The sequence below is a fragment of the Capnocytophaga sp. oral taxon 903 genome (assembly GCF_013394785.1).
Taxonomy (GTDB): Bacteria; Bacteroidota; Bacteroidia; order Flavobacteriales; family Flavobacteriaceae; genus Capnocytophaga; species Capnocytophaga ochracea.
Genome location: NZ_JABXYW010000002.1, coordinates 1,930,910 through 1,950,925 on the forward strand (window position 1 = coordinate 1,930,910; position 20,016 = coordinate 1,950,925).

Here is a 20,016-nt window from a genome sequence, read left to right on the forward strand (position 1 = left end):
TCCTATTTTTCTATTTACCCAGTTGATATTACAAACCTTCTTTTTTATAATTTTTTCCTTTTATTGATTTATGAAGAAACAAATACCTTTCTATTTATTAGCCATTCTTGTAAGTACTTTCACACAAACTATTTGTGGACAAAGTGAAAAAGAAGCTTTACAGAAAGCAGCTAACTATTACAAGAACTTGGATTATGTACAGGCTATTAATGCCTATGAAAGTATTGCCCGTAAAGGAGTAGAACCCCAAGAGCTATTAGAAAATTTGGCTAATGCTTACTACTATAATGCCGATTACAAACAAGCAAATAAGTGGTATGCAAAACTCTTTGCAAATACTGATGCTAAGACACGAAAACCTTATAATATTAATCCTGAATATTACTATCGTTATGCGCAAACTTTAAAATCAGTGGAAGATTATGAAGCCTCTGACAAAATGATGGATAAGTTTGTGGCTCTTAAAGGGAATAGTGATTCGCGTGCAGAACTCTTTCAAAAGAATAGAGATTATCAAGCAGAAATTAAGCGAAATTCTGATAGAATGGTATTACACCCTTTGCAGATTAATACTAATAAATCAGAGTATGGGACAGCTTTTTATGGTAATAATATAGTATATGCTACTAGCAAAGGTGGTATTTTAAGGAAGCGTGCAGATTGGACAGGAGATAATTTTTATAGTTTATATGAAGCAACTACCGATAGCTTGGAAGTTTTTAAGAAAGGAAAGCTCAATGGTATCAATACTAAGTTTAACGAATCGACAGCTGCGTTTAGCAAAGATGGAAACACGATTTATTTTACTCGTAATAACTTTATCCACAATGAAGTAAAGACTAATGGGGACGAAACAGTATTGTTGAAGATATTTAAAGCTACCAAAAATAAGAGTGGTAAGTGGGAAGATGTAAAAGAAATGCCTTTTAATAGTAATATTCATAGTGTAGCTCACCCTGCTTTAAGTCCTGATGGCAAATATATTTATTTTGCGTCGGATATGAAAGGCACTATTGGAGCATCGGATATTTATCGTGCTAAAATACTGAAAAACGGTTATGGGAAGCCAGAGAATTTAGGAGCACTTATCAATACACAAGGTAGAGAGTCTTTCCCATTTGTTTCAGATGATAACATATTGTATTATTCATCAGATGGTTTTCCAGGTTTAGGGGGATTAGATATTTATGCCGTAAAATTAGATGAGGAAGGCAATCCTATTTCTAAACCTGTGAATGTAGGTCGCCCTGCCAATAGTGCTGAAGATGATTTCTGTTATGTAATTAACACTCATACTAAAATAGGATATCTTACTTCGAACAGACCAGGAGGTAAAGGGAGTGATGATATTTATAGTTTTTATGAGGAAGCCCCAGTACAGTTCTCGTGCAAACAAGCCATTAATGGGATCGTTAAAAATGCAAAAAGTTTAGAAGTAATAGCAGATGCTAAAATTACTTTATTAGATAAGTCATTGAAGTTAATAGAAGAACAAATCTCGAATAAGGAGGGGACTTTTAGTTTTCTTTATACTTCCAATTGCAAAGATGAACAACTAATAATTAAAACAATAAGGGAAGGTTTTTCTTCTGATGAGCAAAATGTTACTTTAACAGGATTAAAAGACGCGTATGCTGAAGTATTGTTATCTCCTATTGTTGAGAAGAAACCTATAAAAATAGGAGATGATTTATCAAAGGAATTAAAAATAGATAATATATACTTCGACTATGATAAAGCTAATATTCGTCCTGATGCAGCTGAACAGTTGGCTAAAATAGTAAAAGTAATGGAAGAGTACCCTACTATGAAAATAGATGTGCGCTTGCATACTGATAGTAGAGGTTCTGATAGCTATAACTTAGCTTTGTCACAAAGACGTGCAAAATCAACTATTAAGTGGCTTATAGCTCACGGTATTCACAAAGATAGGATTACGGGTAAGGGATATGGAGAAACGCAATTAGTAAATGGTTGCTCAAATGGAGTACCCTGTACTGAAGAACAGCATCAAGCAAACCGTCGTAGTGAATTTATTATTATATCAATGTAAGAAAAGAATATTTCTATAAAATAGGAGGGAGGTTATCATTTTGATACCTCCCTTTTTTATTCTTTATAATGTTGCTTCAAAGATTTCTTTAAAATGAGTTAGGATACGTTGTTTTACTTCTTGAGTATCCACCTTATCTTTTGCTAATTCTACATTTAGGGACGTTACTGCTTTACCGCGAATACCACAAGGTATGATATTATCAAAATAGCCTAAATCAGTATTTACATTTAGGGCAAAACCGTGCATTGTTACCCAACGAGAACAACGGACTCCCATTGCGCAAATTTTACGAGCAAAAGGCGTTCCTACATCAAGCCAAACCCCTGTCTCACCTTCACTGCGTTCACCTTTGAGACCATAATCGGAAAGAGTACGGATAATCACTTCTTCTAAAGAACGCAAATATTTGTGGATATCGGTGAAAAAGTTTTCTAAATCTAAGATAGGATACCCCACAATCTGTCCAGGTCCGTGATAGGTGATATCTCCACCACGATTGATTTTGTAAAAAGTAGCACCTTTATTTTTTAGTCCTTCTTCATCAATGAGCAGATTCTCTATATGACCGCTTTTGCCAAGTGTATATACGTGAGGGTGTTCTACGAAAAGAAAATAATTAGTAGTAGGCAAGGTTGTGCCATTAGCTTTGTTATTTGTTTTTTGCGCGACTATTTCTTCAAACAGCGACTCTTGGTAGTCCCACGTTTCTTTGTAGTCTTTATTACCTAAATCCTTAACGATTACTTGTTTGTTCATAAATAGTTTGAATATTACCCTGACGGATATCTCCAGTATTGTACCCTTTGGTAAACCAATATTTACGTTGTTCAGAAGTACCGTGAGTGAAAGAATCGGGTACTACGTGTCCTTGCATACGTTTTTGTATAGCATCATCACCTACAGCGTTAGCCGCACTAAGAGCTTCGTCAATATCATCGGCATCTAAATATTTTTGGTTGTGATGTGCCCATACTCCCGCATAGAAATCGGCTTGTAATTCTTGTGCTACCGACCATTTATTGGCAGCTGCTTTGGAGAGCCCTTGTTGTTTTTGGCGTACTTGTTGCGAAGTGCCTAAAAGCGTTTGGATATGATGCCCTACCTCGTGTGCCATTACGTAGGCAATAGCAAAATCGCCACCTTTAGCTCCGAAGCGTGTTTTGAGTTCTTCAAAGAAATCCATATCCATATAGAGCTTTTGGTCAGCAGGACAATAGAATGGACCTACTGCAGAAGAGGCAGTTCCACAGCCTGTATTTACATTAGCGGTAAAGAGTACCAAGGTAGGTTTCTTATAGGTTCCTAAACCATTTTGAGCAAATATTTTATCCCATACATCTTCGGTATCGGCGAGTACTGTAGCGGTAAACTCACCTATTTTCTTTTGTTCGGCAGTGAGTTCCACGCGTTCTACCGCTTGTTGAGTTTGGTTACCACCTGCTACTTGACTTACTACAGAGGCTACTTGTTGTCCTGTTTCGCCTCCAAAGAGTTGTAACAATACTACGATGATACCTACGATACCACCGCCTGCTATAAGACCACCTTTAGCACTTATTCCGCGACGGTCGTCTACATTGCTACTTTGTCTTCTTCCTTCCCATTTCATAGTTTATCTTGTTATATTTTGGTGCAAAGATACATCTTTTCTCAATATGTACAATATCTGTTTACAATAAATGAATTCCGTTCTTATCGCATAACTGAACCATATCATCTGTCCATATGGATGCTTGTACTTCACCGATATGAGCTTTTTGCAAGAGTAGCATACAGATACGAGATTGACCGATACCTCCCCCAATAGTTAAGGGTAATTCACTGCGTAATAGCATCTGATGATATTCTAACTTCTCGCGTTCTTCTGATTTTGAAGCTTTCAGTTGAGAATGTAGAGAGGCTTCGTTTACTCGAATACCCATTGAAGAAAGTTCTAAAGCGCTGTTTAGTAAAGGATTCCAAATAATAAGGTCGCCATTGAGTTCCCAATCGTCATAATCGGGGGCTCTATTGTCGTGTTTTTTTCCTGAAAGAAGTGTTTTGCCTATTTGAGTAATAAAAATAGCTCCTTTTTCTTTGGTGAAATTATGTTCGCGTTCAGAAGGTGATAAGTTAGGATACATATCTTCTAATTCTTGTGAACTTATGAATGTTACTTCACGAGGTAGAAAAACCTTACACTTGTTATATTCTTTTACTAATATCGCTTCTGTTTCGAGAAAGGCATTATATAGCTGTTTTACGGTTTGTTTGAGATAAGATAAAGTGCGCTGAGAGGGAGTTATCACTTTTTCCCAATCCCATTGGTCTACATAAATAGAATGGGTATTATCTAATTCTTCATCTCTACGGATAGCATTCATATCAGTATAAATGCCTTCGCCTGCTTTAATACCATAGCGTTTCAGGGCTAAACGTTTCCATTTAGCAAGTGAATGGATAATTTCTATCACTTCACCTTTGTAATCTTTCATTTCGAAGCTAACAGGGCGTTCTATTCCGTTGAGGTTATCATTAAGACCTGTGGAACGCTTCACAAATAAAGGAGCCGAAATACGTGTGAGGTTTAAAGCACGCGCCAAAGCCTGCTCAAAAGAGTCTTTGATTAGTTTTATAGCTCGCTCGGTATCCATTATTCCGTAGGGAGTTGAGTAGTTTTTAGGGATAATAATAGTCATAATCAGACGATAATAAGCTGTTTGTTAATTTAGTAGCTTGCTTTGAGTTAATAGCATTAGTTCTCGTACAGCTTTGGTAGTTATAGGGTGTTCATCGGCACGAACATCAAAACCATTCATTTCGCCTATATTCCACAAACCTATACCATCAGGGAAGGCTTGAGAATCTTTAATTTTGGAGGCAATCTTCTCAAACCATTTAGCTCTCTCAGCATCATTTCCTTCGTATTTTTTTCCTGTTTCCTCAATAACCAAAGGTTTACCAATGCTATGGCAAAAGGCAACTAATTGGGGAATGCTATTAATAGCGTCGTCGTCGTATACGTGTATGGTGGGGATATCAATCTCGGGCAACGACCATATTTCTTTAAAACCTAAATCGGCATCGGTACCCCAGCCGTCTTTGCCTTGATGAAGGAACGCACCTGCTGAAATAGGACGAGTTACTCCCATTCTCTTTAACTGAAGGGCTAACCGTTTATAGAAGGCAATGAGATTAGCTTTATTACCCGCTTTCTCTATTGGATTATCATTGTATTTACTAAAAGGCTCGCCTGCTATGGCTATGAAAGCAAGGTGAGGGTCGTTTTTATAAGTATATCCCTTTATGGGGGTTCTGTTTAAAACAACTTCTAAATACGGAGTCCAATCGGTAGAAGGTGAATAAGGGTTGATACCTTCTTTTATGAGTTGATTTCGTATGTAGGATAAATCTAAAACATAAGTCATACCGCTGGCGACTATTTTGGCTACTTTTTTATCCATTTCGTCAAACTTATGTTCAGGATCACTGGTTAAATCTTGCAAATGACCTTTATCTTTTTGTATCATATCAGTCAATCGCATACAATTAATACCCATAGCTTTAGCATTAGCAATCCATTTATCGACATTAGGAGCTCCATAAGCAGTAGCAATTCTTAATCCTACTCCTGCTTTTGGTTCTTTGTTTTCAGGATTTGATTTTTCGTCTTTACAAGCGATTAGTAAAACAAAAAATAGGAGTAAATATTTTCCTTTCATATTGTGTAAGTTTTTTTAATTTTAGAATCAAAGAAACTACACTTTGCTAAACTTGCTGTTTAACAAAGTGTAGAAGCTATGAAAATTAATGAAAAAAGTATTTTATTTTTCGATAATAATAAATTCTACGCGTTTATTGGCTTGGTGTTCTTCTTCGCTACAAGGCACTCCGTTTTCGCAACCATTTACCAATTGTGTTTCGCCATAACCTTTGGCAGTTAATCGGTTAGGAGAAATACCTTTGCTTACAAGCCATTGATAGATAGATTGCGCTTGAGTTTCGGTGAGGTTCATATTGTAACCGTCTTCTCCTCGGCTATCGGTGTGCACTTTAATTGCTATCTTTACAGTAGGATTGGCTTCCAAAAAAGCCACAATTTTAGCTAATTGCACAGAGGCGTCATATCGGATATTGGTTCTTCCGTAGTTGAAATGAATATTATCAATGGCAAAAACAGGGGCTAAATCATCGCCCTCGTTAAGGCTTATTGTGTGAGGGGCTAATGATATTGTTTTTTTGAGAGTGTTATTGTTCTCAAAAACGATAGGAACATCGGCAATATCATAATCTTTTTTTACGATTTCCACAAAGCCATTTTGGAAGTTACAGTTCAGTTTTTTGGTAGTAAAAGAGCCTTTACTATCAGTTGTATTGCTGGAAAGAGCTCCCATAGCACTATCGAATATATAAACTTGAGCACCAGAAATTTTGGCACCTGTTTCGGCATCGGTTACAGTGCCTATAATTTCACGAGAGCAATCTGGTGTAGGGTTAGTTTGAGGAGCGTCACCTTTTTTTGTGAGTACCTCAAATAGGTTAAATTGTTTTTTAGCTTCGTCTTTTTTACCTAAGGCTTGCAATACCACTGCATAGCGGTAACGGTTGATGGGTTGAGGAGAGTAGTTGCCGTCTTTCATCAGTTTTTCATACCAATGGAACGCTTTAGGATAATCTTTACTAGCATAGTAATAATCGCCTAATCGTTCTACAACTTCTTGTATTTCATATCCTCTATCTACTACTGTGTTATAAATTTCAACAGGAGATACTTTTATTTGTGAAAAACCTAAGGAGCAACCTCCTAAGAATAGCGCAAATAATACTTTTATCTTCATATTTTTCATTTCAAATTAAGGCACAAATGTACAAAAACTTCTTAAAAGTTGTACAGTTTTCCTTTTTAATTTAACATTTTTAACAATTTCTCTCTTAGTTAGAGTTAGGTAACATATATCTTATTTCTACCTTTACAAAATTAGTGCCAATTTTTTGATTAGCAAATTAGATGTAAGCTGTACGGGCAGTTGTGGCATAATGGACAGTGCGAGCTACGCAGGTGATTAAGTTAGCAAGCTGAGAGAGTTGGATTATCGAAAGATTTCGGAGAGGTTCGGAAGGAGTAAATTGGCTAAAAAGTGAAAAATAGGGGGTAAATGGGTATGCTTAGCTTATAGAGAGCTTATAGGAAGCTTATACAAATCTTGGAAGATTGGTATAGAAAGGGTATATAAGTGATTGATAATGAATAGTTAAAAGTGAATGGTAAAAAGAGGTTTTAGCGAAGGAAAAGTGATAAAAAGCGAAAGCGACCTGCCTTCTGGGAGAGATTGTAGCAACGCAAAAGTGATTGAAGAGTACTACTTTGTTATATTGAACTGATGTAAAAATACAAAAGGTCTATACGATTCATTTTCTGTATTATTTTGTTACTTATTATTCATCATTTGTAATTCATAATTATTTCCTACCTTTGCACCCTCATAACATTACAATGGACATTCAATTCAATACAAACGAAGATTACAATAAATTAGCCCTTAGTCAGCTACGCAAACGCTTGAAAAAAATAAAAGAAGGCGGGGGCAAAAAGAACCTCGAAAAGCTTCATAGCCAAGGCAAACTCTCGGCTCGTGAACGCATAGAGTATCTGTTAGACAACGATAAACCCCAAATAGAAATAGGCGCTTTTGCCGGTGATGGAATGTACGAAGAACACGGCGGTTGCCCCTCGGCTGGTGTAGTGGTGGTGATAGGCTATGTAGCTGGTAAACAATGCATAGTAGTAGCTAACGACGCTACTGTAAAGGCGGGAGCGTGGTTTCCTATTACTGCCAAAAAGAACCTACGCGCTCAAGAAATTGCAATGGAGAACCGATTACCTATCATCTATTTGGTAGATAGTGCGGGGGTGTACCTGCCTTTGCAGGACGAGATTTTCCCCGATAAGGAACACTTTGGTCGCATCTTTCGCAACAACGCCCTGATGAGTAGTATGGGCATCACCCAAATAGCCGTAGTAATGGGCAGTTGTGTGGCAGGTGGGGCTTACCTACCAATAATGAGCGATGAGGCACTGATAGTAGATAAAACGGGCAGTATCTTCTTGGCAGGTAGCTATTTAGTAAAGGCAGCGATAGGCGAAAACATCGACAATGAAACCTTAGGCGGGGCTACTACTCACTGCGAAATTAGCGGGGTAACCGACTATAAGGCAACTGATGATAAAGACGCTCTCGACCGTGTACGTCGTACAATGGCTAAACTCGCCGATGCCGAAAAAGCGGGCTTTAACCGCATTGAAGCACACAAACCTCTGAAAGACCCTAATGAGATTTACGGTATCTTGCCTAAATTACGCTCAGAGCCTTATGATATGAAGGAAATTATCCTTCGATTGGTAGACAATTCAGAATTTGACGAATATAAAGAAGGTTACGGACAAACCATCCTCACGGGGTATGCGCGTATTGAGGGTTGGGCAGTAGGTATTGTTGCCAACCAGCGCAAAGTGGTAAAAACTAAGAAAGGGGAAATGCAGTTTGGAGGAGTAATCTACTCGGATAGTGCCGACAAGGCGACCCGTTTTATAGCCAATTGCAACCAAAAGAAAATACCTCTGCTTTTCTTGCAAGATGTTACGGGCTTTATGGTAGGCTCCAAATCAGAGCACGGAGGAATTATCAAAGATGGGGCTAAACTTGTGAATGCTGTTGCTAATTCGGTAGTGCCTAAATTTACTGTGGTCATAGGCAATTCGTACGGGGCAGGTAACTACGCAATGTGCGGTAAGGCTTACGACCCGCGTCTTATCGTATCGTGGCACAGTGGAAATATCTCGGTAATGGGAGGCGCGCAAGCTGCCAAAGTGCTCTTGCAAATAGAAACTGCCAACCTAAGGAAAAAAGGTGAAGAACTTACCCCTGAAAAAGAAGCCGTGCTTTTTGCTCATATCAAAGAGCAATACGACGAGCAAATATCACCTTACTACGCCGCTGCTCGCCTTTGGACGGATGCTATTATAGCCCCATTAGAAACCCGCAAATGGATAGCAATGGGTATAGAAGCCGCTAATAATGCCCCTATTGAAAGAACATTTAATTTGGGTGTGATACAAGTATAAAATGGATAAACAATAAAAAATCCCTTAAAGTAACATCATACTTTAAGGGATTTCTTCTATATAATTGTTATTTGTTTAATCAAATAAAGTGCCTTGCCTCGTAGGATTTACTCTACCTAAGTGTTTATAAGCTAAATCGGTTACTTCGCGTCCGCGAGGAGTACGCACGATGAATCCTTCTTGAATGAGGAAAGGTTCATACACCTCTTCAATAGTTTCAGCACTTTCGGAAACGGCAGTCGCCAAAGTGGTAATTCCCACAGGCCCTCCTTTGAACTTATCAATAAGAGTTGAGAGAATTTTGTTGTCCATCTCGTCTAATCCGTGAGCATCTACATTTAAGGCTTTGAGCCCGAAACGGGTAATAGCAATATTTATTTCACCATTACCTTTTATCTGAGCAAAGTCACGAATACGGCGCAAAAGAGCATTGGCAATACGTGGGGTACCTCTACTTCTGCTCGCTAATTCTATAGCAGCTTCCATAGAAATCGGTACTTTAAGGATAGAAGCACTGCGCTGAACGATATCAGCCAAAAGTTCGGTAGAATAATACTGCAATCGACTTTGAATACCAAAACGTGCACGCATAGGAGCTGTAAGTAAACCTGAACGGGTAGTTGCCCCTATAAGCGTAAATGGATTGAGATTGATTTGCACTGTGCGGGCGTTAGGGCCTGATTCTATCATTATATCAATCTTGTAGTCTTCCATAGCCGAGTAAAGGTACTCTTCGACTACCGGACTCAAGCGGTGTATCTCGTCGATGAAAAGCACATCACGCTCTTGTAAATTAGTGAGTAACCCTGCCAAATCACCAGGTTTATCAAGTACAGGGCCTGAAGTAATTTTGATACCTACGCCTAATTCGTTAGCTAAAATATGAGCAAGGGTAGTCTTTCCAAGTCCAGGAGGTCCGTGAAAAAGGGTATGGTCGAGTGCTTCGTGACGCATATTAGCAGCTTTTACGAATACTTTTAGGTTTTCTAAAACTGCTTCTTGCCCTGCAAAATCATCAAACGACAAAGGGCGCAAGGCTCTTTCTATATCGAGTTCTTGCGCCGAATAATTTTCTTTATTTGGGTCTAAGTTTTTATTCAAGCTTTTAGGATTTAAGGGATAGGAGTTAGGAGATAGTATCACTTCATATTGCGAAGATTGATTACTTCTTGCTGAGTGAGGCGACGCCAATGACCACGAGGTAAATCTTTTTTAGTGAGCCCAGCAAATACTACACGATCGAGTTTTTCTACTTGATAACCTAAGTGTTCAAAAATACGACGTACAATGCGATTGCGACCACTGTGAATTTTGATGCCTATTTCATTCTTAGGTTTGTCGTTCACATAGCTGATTTCATCTACTTCGATTAAACCGTCCTCTAACTCCAAGCCATCTTGTACCTTCATAAAGTCTTTGTAGTCGAGTTTGCGGTCGAGAATTACGTGGTATATTTTGCGCACACCGTGAGTGGGGTGAGTGAGTTTTTTGGTAAGCTCTCCATCATTGGTAAGCAATAACAAACCTGTAGTAGCTCTGTCTAAACGACCTACAGGCAAGATGCGTACATTGGTAGCATTTGCGACCAAATCCATTACAGTTTTGCGTCCTTTTTCATCGTTGGTAGTGGTGATAAAACCTTTGGGTTTGTTGAGCAAGATGTATTCTTTCTTTTCGGAAGAAAGGAGTTTCCCATCAAAACGCACTTCATCGGTAGGCTTTACGCGATAGCCGAGCGTGGTCATCACTTCACCATTCACCGTTACATTTCCTGCCGAAATATACATATCGGCATTACGGCGTGAGCAGATACCAGCATCGGCAATATACTTATTTAAACGCACTTCCGCTGGAGCAACAGCAGGATAGTCTATAGGAGCGTTGTTTTGAGGTTTGTAGGTACTATTATAAGGTTTTTTATTGAAAGATTTTTTATAATTGTCATTTCGGTTGTAACCTTCATTACGGTTGTAGTTGTTAGGCTTACTATATCCCTCATTCTTTTTGAAGTTAGGATTGTAAGATTTTCTGTTTTCGGAGTTGTAACTATTGTTACTATTGTTGTAACGATTGCCACCGTTATTTTCATAACGATTACCGTTATTATTTTCATAACTGTTGCCACTGTTATTGCTGTAACTGCGTCCTTCGTTCTGCCCGTAAGTTTTCTTTTTGAATGAACTATTGCCGTTGTTGTTGCGATTGTTACCGCTGTTGTAAGAAGAATTGTAAGGCTTTTTCTCTGAATTCCCATTAGAGGAATAGCTATTCTTCTTGTAGTTATTAAATTTTTTGTTTTCCATATAAATTAAATCTCTCTATTATGTATGCCGACGCATTATATTATGCTAAGGCTTCTGAACCTCCTACGATTTCTATAATCTCACCGGTAATAGTAGCCTGACGGGCTTTGTTGTAGGTGAGTATGAGTTCGTTCTTAAGGTCTTGAGCATTGTCGGTAGCTTTGTGCATAGCTGTCATACGAGCACCGTGCTCAGCAGCTACTGAGTCGCGTAAGGCTTTGAAAATCTCTGTTTTTAACGAACGCGGAATGAGTTCTTCTACAATCTCTTGCTTAGAAGGCTCATAAATATAATTTGTGTTTAGTTCTTTGCCTTTTGCTTTAGTCGCTATAGGCTGAATAGGCAAAAATGTTTCTTCGGTAAGAATTTGAGTAGCTGCATTCTTAAAGCTGTTGTACACCAATACTATCTGGTCATATTTACCCGAAGTGTACAATTCCATTAGTTCTTCAGCCAAAGCAGCAGCTGTAGCAAAGGTGAGCTTATCGAAAATCTCGCTGTTATGAGCTATAATATTGTCGTATTTTTTCAACACATCATTGCCTTTTTTACCTATGGTGTAGAGTCGTACCTGCTTGTCTTTATAGGTAGTTTGTTCTAACTCTAACGCTTTTTTAATTACGCTGGCATTGAACGCCCCGCAGAGTCCTCTATTGGAGGTGATAGGTACTAAAAGTACTTTTTTTACCTCTCCTTTGCGCGGGTTATAAACATTCTCATCACCCAAGGCAGCACTAAGATGTTCTAATAACTGCTTGAGTTTATAAGCATAAGGCTTCATCGCTACAATAGCATCTTGAGCCTTTTTCAGTTTGGCTGCCGATACCATTTTCATCGCTGCTGTGATTTGCATCGTTGAACTTACCGATGAAATTCTGCTTCGTATTTCTTTTAAATTCGCCATTTTATCAATTAACAGTTAGCAATTTTATCATTGCTGTTAAAAAGAATACCTTTGATAAACATCTATTCCTTCTATCTTCCTTAATGAAGGTGATTTGCTATGGAATAGTTGAGAGGTTAGAATAATAAGGTTTTCCAAATCAAAACCCTGAATAGTACGTCCTAAAAGGAAAGATATGGTATATTCTTGCCAATTCTTGCCTTGTTCTTTTGCTGTATCGGATACTTTTTGCAATATATCCCACATTTCAGTTTCAGTGATATATTGGCACCAATAACACCATTTAGCCAAAGAAGCTGCTCTACACAAATCCCACGCATAAGCCGATTTTACTGCTTCTACTTGTGCTAATTCTATCTCCAAACCTTTGGCTATTTGTTTCTGTATTTTGCTAAGCTCAGGTGAGGTTTGCGTTAGCAGATGTCGGAACTGTAACGAACGTTTCTCTGCTAATAAGTCACTTATAGTTTCTTTAGCAGATGCTGTATCTGTTATTTCCCATTGTCGACGTAACCCTTTCTGATATGTTTCTAATATTTCAGTAGGTATCAGGTTTAGTAGATTTTCACCACGGTAATACGTTAGTATCGCTCCAAAAGTAAGCAATCGTATCTGTTCCTCTGTTAAAGGGTTTTGATTGATGTGCCCTATTTGTTTTTGCAAATGTTTTTTTGTATAAACTTTATTTACATAAATCTTTAGCGCAAATAAAAAGACGGCTACAATAATTATCCATATAATAACACTCATAAGAATAAATGTTTAAAAAGATGTATTTACTATTTCGCGTATTTTTCACTCAAATCTTTCGCTACTTTTTCGAGAGTAGCTGTAATCTCATCGGTGAGTTTGCCAGCTTTTAGCTCGTCTAAAATGTCACGATGGGATACATTAAGGAACTCTAAATATTCTCTCTCAAATTCTTTTATCTTGTCCACAGGCACTTGTCTTAATAAGTTTTTAGAACCTGCATAGATAATCGCAATTTGGTTTTCTACGGGGTAAGGGTCGTTTTGTGGTTGTTTTAAGATTTCCACATTGCGCTTCCCTTTCTCAATAACCCCCATAGTAGCTGCATCGAGGTCAGAGCCGAATTTGGCAAAAGCTTCGAGTTCGCGGTATTGTGCTTGGTCTAATTTGAGGGTACCCGCTACTTTCTTCATCGATTTAATCTGTGCTGAACCTCCCACACGCGATACCGAAATACCCACGTTGATAGCTGGACGTACCCCTGAGTTGAACAAATCAGACTCCAAGAATATCTGTCCGTCGGTAATAGAAATCACGTTAGTAGGGATATAGGCTGATACGTCACCCGCTTGAGTTTCGATAATTGGCAAAGCAGTGAGAGAACCTCCCCCTTTTACGAGTGGTGCAATGCTTTCGGGTAGGTCGTTCATCTGGCGTGCGATAGTATCATCATTAATTACTTTGGCAGCGCGCTCTAATAAGCGAGAGTGCAAGTAGAACACGTCACCAGGGTAAGCCTCACGTCCAGGTGGACGGCGTAATAGAAGTGATACCTCACGGTAAGCTACCGCTTGTTTAGAAAGGTCGTCGTAGATAATAAGAGCTGGGCGACCTGTATCACGGAAGTATTCCCCAATAGCAGCTCCTGCGAAAGGTGCATATACCTGCATAGGAGCTGGATCGGAAGCATTAGCCGCTACAATGGTAGTATAAGCCAAAGCACCCGCATCTTCTAAGGTTTTAGTGATACCTGCTACGGTAGAAGCTTTCTGACCAATAGCCACATAGATACAATATACTGGTTTACCCGCATCGTAAAATTCTTTTTGGTTGAGGATAGTGTCGATACACACGGTAGTTTTACCCGTTTGTCGGTCACCAATCACTAACTCACGTTGTCCGCGACCGATAGGAATCATTGCGTCGATAGCCTTGATACCTGTTTGTAGAGGTTCGTTTACAGGCTGACGGAAGATTACCCCAGGGGCTTTGCGTTCCAACGGCATTTCGTATAGCTTGCCGGTAATAGGTCCTTTTCCATCAATAGGTTGTCCTAAGGTATTTACCACACGCCCTACAATGCCTTCACCTACATTGATAGAAGCAATAAGCCCTGTACGTTTTATGGTATCCCCTTCTTTAATATCGGTAGAGGGACCTAAGAGAGTAATCCCCACGTTGTCTTCTTCGAGGTTGAGGACAATCCCTTGTAGTCCGTTGTCAAATTTCACTAATTCACCGTATTGTGCATTCGATAGCCCGAAGATACGCGCAATACCGTCTCCCACTTGTAATACCGTTCCTACTTCTTCTAAAGAAGCATTGGCGTCGAAGTGAGCTAATTGTTCTTTTAAAATTGCTGAAATTTCAGCGGCTTTTATTTCTGCCATTTTTTCAGTTGTTATTTCTTAGTCGTTAGTTTTTAGTTGTCAGTCTTATTTATATCAATATTTAAACAATTCTTTCTCCTTACCTTTTCGTCTCTTGCTTACAGAAACAGTTTCTCTTGAAACTCTTGTTGTAATCTGCTAAGTTTATGCGCTACACTGGCGTTGTATTGCACATCATCTACACGAAGAATAAAGCCCCCAATAATATTTTTATCTATCTTGTTCTCAAGGGTAACATTTTTATTTTTAGTAAGCATCATTACCTTTTCGAGTATCTCTTTGCGGGTAGCTTCATTAAGCGGAGTTGCCGTAGTTACTACTGCTGTTTTGTTATGCTTATAATCGTTGTACAATACAACAAACTTCTCGGCTACTGCTCCGAGTATTGGCAAGCGTCGGTTCTGAATAAGCAAATCGAACAAACGTTGCGTTTCAGGAGTAACCATTGTAAATATTTCAGTAAGGACATTCTTCTTTACCGTTGTTTTCACAATAGGCGAAATGAGCATACGCTCCAAGTCCTTATTCATTTTTATTGTTTTATCTATCAAGGTCATATCAGCGAAAACCCCTTCTAATGCATTTTGTAGAAGAGCGTATTCCAAGAGTGCCTTGGCATATCTATTTGCTACTCTCAATCCGTACATAACCTATTTTAGTTTAATGTAACACCTTTTAGATAATCGTTGATGAGGGCAGTTTGTTTCTTCTCGTCTGAGAGTTCGCTCATCATCACTTTCTGAGCCATTTCAACAGAAAGAGCTGCCACTTGGTCTTTCAGCTGAGCCAAGGCTACTTTCTTCTCACTGTCAATCGCTTGTTGCGCTTGCTTGATAAGTTTTTCGCCTTCGCGTTGTGCTTCTTCTTTGGCTTCTGTTACTATTTTATCTTTAACATCTCTTGCCTCTTTCAAGATTACATCTCTCTCGGCACGTGCTTCAGCTAAAAGACGCTCATTATCGGCTTTGAGATTTGCCATTTGTTTTTGAGCTTCTTCAGCAGCTTCCAAAGCCTTATTGATAGAGTCTTCGCGTTGCTTTACCGCATTCATTATGGGCTTCCAAGCATATTTTGCTAAGAGGAAAAGCAATATCAGAAATATGAGAGTATTCCAGAATAATAAACTTTCGGGGTGTGCTAAATTCATTTCTTTAGTTGTTATTTAGTCTTTAATAATATGATTATTTTATTCTCTTTTGTGTCCCTTTATGTAGGAATAAAAGGCAATTCACCATTAGTGGCATACGCCCTAATTTTATAAAACCGTTGTGTAACCAACCGTTGCACAACGGTTTTGTCGTCCTATTTTGCGATGAGTGCTACTACCACAGCAAAAAGGGCTACCCCTTCAATAAGTGCTGCAGCAATAATCATCACAGTTTGAATTTTTGAAGACACTTCGGGTTGGCGTGCTACTCCTTCAACAGCAGAAGCACCAATTTTACCAATACCGATTCCAGCTCCAATGGCTGCTAATCCAGCCCCAATTCCTGCTAAAACCATATATATAAAATTAATTAGTTACTTGTTAATTGTCAATTGTTAATTATCAATTGATTAGTGTTCTTCTTCCACTGCTTGTCCTATAAACAAAGCTGATAACAGTGTAAACACATAGGCTTGTAAAACAGCTACCAATAGCTCCAAGATACAGATAAACAAGGTAAAAACTATCGACACAGGCGATATATACACTGTTCCAAAGATGAAAATGAGTGAAATCAAGCTCAGTACAATGATGTGCCCTGCCGTCATATTGGCAAATAAACGTATCATCAAGGCAAAAGGCTTAGTAAAAACACTCAACATTTCAATAGGTATCATAATTGGTAATATCCAAGTAGGAACTCCTGGGGGAGCAAAAATATGCTTCCAATAGTGTTTGTTACTGCTAAATAAAGTGAGAATAAGGGTAAAGATAGCCAACATACCTGTGAAAAGAATATTGTTAGTTACCGTACCAGCAAACGGGAAAAACGGAATTAATCCGAAGAGGTTTCCTATCCAAATCAAGAAAAACACAGTAAGCAAATAAGGCATATACCTATTGTAGTACTTTTCACCTATATTAGGAATCGCTATCTCATCGCGCACAAAGAGCACTATAGGTTCTAAAACTCCTGTTAAGCCTTTAGGAGCTTTGGGGTTCTTCTTGTAAGAACGTGCCATAGAGGTGAAGATGAGCACCATCAATACCGATACTAAAAGCAATGAAAACACGTTCTTAGTAATAGAAAAGTTTAACGGACGTGTATTGGTTACTTCTCCTTTCTCGTTGAAAGAGAGAGGTGTATCAGCATTTGCGTAGTAAATATCTTCTTTGTAGCGCACAAATCGCTGTCCGTCTTTATCTACTACTACTGTACCTTTGTTGTCGTGATGGAAGGCACTCGATAGGAAAGTCACTAATCCTTTATCAGTATAAAGAATGATAGGCAAGGGTAACGAATAAGTGTGCCCTTTATAATCAAACAAGTGAAAATCGTGTGAATCGTTGATGTGTTCATCAATCAAATCGTTGATTTGAAAAGGCTCTCCTTCCTCATTTTCAGTTGCAAAACCTTGTAGAGGAATGAGTGAGGTTACAAATAAAGTGATATATAGAATGTAATTCTTTATTTTCATTACTTGTTTTGTTTTTATTCGTGCAAATGTAGGAGTTTTTATTTAAGTGACGAAATTATTTAACACATTTTTTTACTTAATATAATATAACCTACTGAAATACAGAAGTTATATTTTAGCAGTTGAAATTTAGGTTTCGCTCTAATTATTAACTTCTAATTCTTATAAAATGCTATACACAGGGTGTCCTTTGAGTTTCTCTCTGCCGTTCAGAAAATGGAGTTCCATCAAGAAATCTAGTTGTACAATATCGCCACCGAGGCGTTCTACAAGTTTTACTACCGCTTCAGCAGTACCACCGGTAGCGAGGATATCGTCGTGAATGAGGACTTTTTCACCTTTCATAATAGCGTCTACGTGAATTTCCAATACGTCTTGCCCGTACTCCAAATCGTAGGTTTGCGAGAGGGTTTTGTAAGGTAATTTCCCTTTTTTGCGCACCGGTACAAAGCCAGCCCCCAATCGTTGTGCAAGCAACATTCCGAAGAAGAAACCTCTACTTTCCATACCCACTACTTTGTCTATTTTCTGTCCGTGCAGGTTCTCCACGAGCAAGTCGATTACATATTGCCCTGCTTTCACATCCATTAGCAATGGTGTAATATCTTTGAAGATAATTCCCTCTTTTGGAAAATCTTTAATATCTCTAATTTTACTTTTGATATATTCTTTTTTGTCCATTTTTTTACTTGTTACCTAATTACGTGGATTAAACACTTCTGCTAGCATACACCTCGCACTGCCTCCTCCACAAGTCTCAATGGTCTCTAAATTGCTGTGGAGTATCTGGGTATATTTCTCAATCGTCTGTATCTGTTGAGGGGTAAGGGCGTTATAAGCGGCATCACTCATCACCAAATAAGTACTGTTCTTACCCTGCACTTGTAGCATATTGCCTGCGTACTGACACATCTGCTCAGGGGTGATGCTGATAATCTCTTTCTTGTCTTCTTTTAGGTGATGCAAAAGGTTCTTGCGCTCACTCTTGTCGGTGATAGTATCTAAGCACACCACCGCAAAATTTTCACCTAAAGCCATCATCACATTGGTATGATAGATGGGTACTTGCTTACCATCTACCTTTTGGTAAGCCTTGAAAATTACAGGCGTATACTCAAAATCTTCACAGAACTCAATAAATAGTTCCTCATCAGCACGAGGCGAGAGCGCACAATAAGCCTTGCGATGCACGCGGTCGAGCACCATAGCTCCCGTACCTTCCAAGAAGATGTTTTCTTGCTCAGCATCAGTATAGTCATACACATTTTCGATGAGAAAACCTTCTTCCTCTACCTTATCCAAAATATCCTCACGACGCTCACGACGCCGATTTTCGGCAAACATAGGGTAAATTGCTACGTTGCCATTTTGGTGAAAGGTAATCCAATTATTCGGAAATACCGAATCAGGAGTGTTTTGCTCGTAAATATCGTCTACGCCAATCACTTTTACTCCTACCTCACGTAGTTTATGCACAAAGGCATCAAACTCTTGTTGCGCTTGGCGATTGATTTCCTCGTTCTTCAAATCCATTTCCTCCTGGAAATAGTTGTTCACAACGGTTTCTTCGTTCATACGGAAGCGCACAGGGCGCACCATTAGTACAGTATTGGTAATTTGTTTTTTCATCAGTAAACAATGGTTAGCACTCAAAGCGACAAAGGTACAAAATAATCAGTAATTAACAATGAAGCAAGAAAAATTATTTTTTCAAAAACGCTACAATTCCGATTTTATCAAGCTCCATTTTAATTTCACCTTGTCTCTATTTTATCTCCCTTTTATCTTCACCTTATCTTCGTTCATTGTTCGTCTTTTGTTCGTCTTTTGTTCGTCTTTTGTTCGTTGTAGAGCCACTGTAGAGCCACTGTAGAGCCACTGTAGACCCACTGTAGACCCACTGTAGACCCACTCATTGTTCGTTTATAGTTTAAGCCTTGTATAAGCAACCTTCTTAATTTACCCATCTACCCTTGCGACTTCCTCCCTTCATCATTTGTTCAAGTTTCAATTTATCTTTTATTTTTTATCTTTTACTTTTAAAAAATGCTATTACTTGGTATTGTAGTATTGGTACTAAACTACTGCTGAGACACACTTTTTTTATATACAAATTCCTTCTATCAGATATGGAGAAGAGACATAGTGTTATTAAAAATGTTGCTAAACACTTAGATGTTATAAAAGTAGCAGAAATGGTTTAACTTGTAAATAATACCATAAAAAAAGCTGTATAGCGAAACGCTATACAGCTTTTTTGTCTCTACACAGCATCACTACAATACAGCAATGCAAGAAATCTCTACTTCTACGGATTTAGGCAATTGTGCTACTTGTACGGTTTCGCGTGCAGGTGCTGTTGCCTCGTTGAAATAGCGTGCATATACGCCATTTACTTGTGCAAACTGCCCCATATCGGCTAAGAAAATAGTAGTTTTTACTACATTCTCAAAAGTACCTCCTGCTTCGGTAAGGATAGCTTTGAGATTTTCCATTACTTGTTTGGTAGCGGCTTCTATGCCTTTCACTACTTCTCCTGTTGCAGGATTTACCGGTATTTGTCCTGATACGTAGAGTGTGTTGCCAGCTTTTACGGCTTGTGTGTAAGGACCAATAGGTGCTGGCGCTTTTTCTGTAAAAATGATATGTTTCATATAGCTATTAGT

Annotated in this window: 19 protein-coding genes; 2 read left to right on the forward strand and 17 right to left on the reverse strand. The window is 38.6% G+C overall.

The features are described 5' to 3' along the window. Positions 1-70: 70 nt before the first annotated feature. Entirely contained in the window at positions 71-2,053 is a 1,983-nt protein-coding gene (locus HW279_RS08030; protein ID WP_178958593.1) for an OmpA family protein, read from the forward strand. A gap of 63 nt (positions 2,054-2,116) precedes the next feature. Here HW279_RS08030 and lipB read toward each other — a convergent pair whose 3' ends face one another. The 5 genes from lipB to HW279_RS08055 all read right to left on the reverse strand — a co-directional run bounded on the left by lipB (position 2,117) and on the right by HW279_RS08055 (position 6,882). After that, positions 2,117-2,812, reverse strand: a complete 696-nt coding sequence (gene lipB, locus HW279_RS08035; protein ID WP_009422319.1) for a lipoyl(octanoyl) transferase LipB — start codon at positions 2,810-2,812, stop codon at positions 2,117-2,119. Continuing rightward, complete coding sequence (locus HW279_RS08040) at positions 2,790-3,665, reverse strand: neutral zinc metallopeptidase (RefSeq protein ID WP_009420053.1); 876 nt, start codon at positions 3,663-3,665, stop codon at positions 2,790-2,792. Before HW279_RS08040 ends, lipB begins: the two co-directional genes overlap by 23 nt. Positions 3,666-3,726: 61 nt before the next feature. After that, positions 3,727-4,734 carry an aspartate--ammonia ligase gene (asnA, locus tag HW279_RS08045; protein ID WP_178958594.1) on the reverse strand — a complete coding sequence of 336 codons (1,008 nt, stop codon included), beginning with the start codon at positions 4,732-4,734 and terminating at the stop codon, positions 3,727-3,729. A gap of 24 nt (positions 4,735-4,758) precedes the next feature. Then, positions 4,759-5,757: a glycosyl hydrolase family 5 gene (locus HW279_RS08050; protein ID WP_178958595.1), complete on the reverse strand. Its 999-nt coding sequence runs from the start codon at positions 5,755-5,757 to the stop codon at positions 4,759-4,761. A gap of 102 nt (positions 5,758-5,859) precedes the next feature. Then, positions 5,860-6,882, reverse strand: a complete 1,023-nt coding sequence (locus HW279_RS08055) for an OmpA family protein (protein ID WP_053580470.1) — start codon at positions 6,880-6,882, stop codon at positions 5,860-5,862. Positions 6,883-7,529: 647 nt separating this feature from the next. Here HW279_RS08055 and HW279_RS08060 point away from each other — a divergent pair. Then, positions 7,530-9,158: an acyl-CoA carboxylase subunit beta gene (locus HW279_RS08060; protein WP_178958596.1), complete on the forward strand. Its 1,629-nt coding sequence runs from the start codon at positions 7,530-7,532 to the stop codon at positions 9,156-9,158. A gap of 75 nt (positions 9,159-9,233) precedes the next feature. Here HW279_RS08060 and ruvB read toward each other — a convergent pair whose 3' ends face one another. From ruvB to HW279_RS08120, 12 genes are all read right to left on the reverse strand, one after another. Next, complete coding sequence (gene ruvB / locus HW279_RS08065; protein ID WP_002671455.1) at positions 9,234-10,259, reverse strand: Holliday junction branch migration DNA helicase RuvB; 1,026 nt, start codon at positions 10,257-10,259, stop codon at positions 9,234-9,236. A gap of 38 nt (positions 10,260-10,297) precedes the next feature. Next, entirely contained in the window at positions 10,298-11,461 is a 1,164-nt protein-coding gene (locus HW279_RS08070; protein ID WP_178958597.1) for a pseudouridine synthase, read from the reverse strand. Positions 11,462-11,501: 40 nt separating this feature from the next. After that, positions 11,502-12,365, reverse strand: a complete 864-nt coding sequence (atpG, locus tag HW279_RS08075) for an ATP synthase F1 subunit gamma (RefSeq protein WP_178958598.1) — start codon at positions 12,363-12,365, stop codon at positions 11,502-11,504. A 36-nt stretch (positions 12,366-12,401) separates the two neighbouring features. Then, a complete protein-coding gene (locus HW279_RS08080) occupies positions 12,402-13,115 on the reverse strand; it encodes a DUF1266 domain-containing protein (RefSeq protein ID WP_178958599.1) in 714 nt (237 codons plus the stop codon). Between the two features lie 29 nt (positions 13,116-13,144). Then, complete coding sequence (atpA, locus tag HW279_RS08085) at positions 13,145-14,725, reverse strand: F0F1 ATP synthase subunit alpha (RefSeq protein WP_002671460.1); 1,581 nt, start codon at positions 14,723-14,725, stop codon at positions 13,145-13,147. A gap of 98 nt (positions 14,726-14,823) precedes the next feature. After that, positions 14,824-15,372 (reverse strand): ATP synthase F1 subunit delta, encoded by a 549-nt coding sequence (gene atpH / locus HW279_RS08090; protein ID WP_016478794.1) that lies wholly within the window; start codon positions 15,370-15,372, stop codon positions 14,824-14,826. Positions 15,373-15,380: 8 nt separating this feature from the next. Further along, positions 15,381-15,872: a F0F1 ATP synthase subunit B gene (locus tag HW279_RS08095; protein ID WP_002671464.1), complete on the reverse strand. Its 492-nt coding sequence runs from the start codon at positions 15,870-15,872 to the stop codon at positions 15,381-15,383. Positions 15,873-16,027: 155 nt separating this feature from the next. After that, positions 16,028-16,228, reverse strand: a complete 201-nt coding sequence (gene atpE, locus HW279_RS08100; protein WP_002671466.1) for an ATP synthase F0 subunit C — start codon at positions 16,226-16,228, stop codon at positions 16,028-16,030. Positions 16,229-16,282: 54 nt separating this feature from the next. Then, positions 16,283-17,350 (reverse strand): F0F1 ATP synthase subunit A, encoded by a 1,068-nt coding sequence (atpB, locus tag HW279_RS08105; RefSeq protein ID WP_009420066.1) that lies wholly within the window; start codon positions 17,348-17,350, stop codon positions 16,283-16,285. A gap of 162 nt (positions 17,351-17,512) precedes the next feature. After that, positions 17,513-18,031 carry an adenine phosphoribosyltransferase gene (locus HW279_RS08110; RefSeq protein ID WP_178958600.1) on the reverse strand — a complete coding sequence of 173 codons (519 nt, stop codon included), beginning with the start codon at positions 18,029-18,031 and terminating at the stop codon, positions 17,513-17,515. A gap of 15 nt (positions 18,032-18,046) precedes the next feature. Continuing rightward, positions 18,047-18,979 carry a citrulline utilization hydrolase CtlX gene (gene ctlX / locus HW279_RS08115; RefSeq protein WP_178958601.1) on the reverse strand — a complete coding sequence of 311 codons (933 nt, stop codon included), beginning with the start codon at positions 18,977-18,979 and terminating at the stop codon, positions 18,047-18,049. 647 nt (positions 18,980-19,626) lie between these two features. Beyond that, entirely contained in the window at positions 19,627-20,004 is a 378-nt protein-coding gene (locus HW279_RS08120; RefSeq protein ID WP_009418275.1) for a RidA family protein, read from the reverse strand. Positions 20,005-20,016: the final 12 nt, after the last annotated feature.

Bases quoted from the DNA above. Each gene is read 5' to 3' on its own strand.
- HW279_RS08030 (WP_178958593.1), top strand. From the start codon at position 71: ATGAAGAAACAAATACCTTTCTATTTATTAGCCATTCTTGTAAGTACT.
- lipB (WP_009422319.1), bottom strand. From the start codon at position 2,812: ATGAACAAACAAGTAATCGTTAAGGATTTAGGTAATAAAGACTACAAA.
- HW279_RS08040 (WP_009420053.1), bottom strand. From the start codon at position 3,665: ATGAAATGGGAAGGAAGAAGACAAAGTAGCAATGTAGACGACCGTCGC.
- asnA (WP_178958594.1), bottom strand. From the start codon at position 4,734: ATGACTATTATTATCCCTAAAAACTACTCAACTCCCTACGGAATAATG.
- HW279_RS08050 (WP_178958595.1), bottom strand. From the start codon at position 5,757: ATGAAAGGAAAATATTTACTCCTATTTTTTGTTTTACTAATCGCTTGT.
- HW279_RS08055 (WP_053580470.1), bottom strand. From the start codon at position 6,882: ATGAAAAATATGAAGATAAAAGTATTATTTGCGCTATTCTTAGGAGGT.
- HW279_RS08060 (WP_178958596.1), top strand. From the start codon at position 7,530: ATGGACATTCAATTCAATACAAACGAAGATTACAATAAATTAGCCCTT.
- HW279_RS08070 (WP_178958597.1), bottom strand. From the start codon at position 11,461: ATGGAAAACAAAAAATTTAATAACTACAAGAAGAATAGCTATTCCTCT.
- atpG (WP_178958598.1), bottom strand. From the start codon at position 12,365: ATGGCGAATTTAAAAGAAATACGAAGCAGAATTTCATCGGTAAGTTCA.
- HW279_RS08080 (WP_178958599.1), bottom strand. From the start codon at position 13,115: ATGAGTGTTATTATATGGATAATTATTGTAGCCGTCTTTTTATTTGCG.
- atpA (WP_002671460.1), bottom strand. From the start codon at position 14,725: ATGGCAGAAATAAAAGCCGCTGAAATTTCAGCAATTTTAAAAGAACAA.
- atpH (WP_016478794.1), bottom strand. From the start codon at position 15,372: ATGTACGGATTGAGAGTAGCAAATAGATATGCCAAGGCACTCTTGGAA.
- HW279_RS08095 (WP_002671464.1), bottom strand. From the start codon at position 15,872: ATGAATTTAGCACACCCCGAAAGTTTATTATTCTGGAATACTCTCATA.
- atpE (WP_002671466.1), bottom strand. From the start codon at position 16,228: ATGGTTTTAGCAGGAATTGGGGCTGGATTAGCAGCCATTGGAGCTGGA.
- atpB (WP_009420066.1), bottom strand. From the start codon at position 17,350: ATGAAAATAAAGAATTACATTCTATATATCACTTTATTTGTAACCTCA.
- HW279_RS08110 (WP_178958600.1), bottom strand. From the start codon at position 18,031: ATGGACAAAAAAGAATATATCAAAAGTAAAATTAGAGATATTAAAGAT.
- ctlX (WP_178958601.1), bottom strand. From the start codon at position 18,979: ATGAAAAAACAAATTACCAATACTGTACTAATGGTGCGCCCTGTGCGC.
- HW279_RS08120 (WP_009418275.1), bottom strand. From the start codon at position 20,004: ATGAAACATATCATTTTTACAGAAAAAGCGCCAGCACCTATTGGTCCT.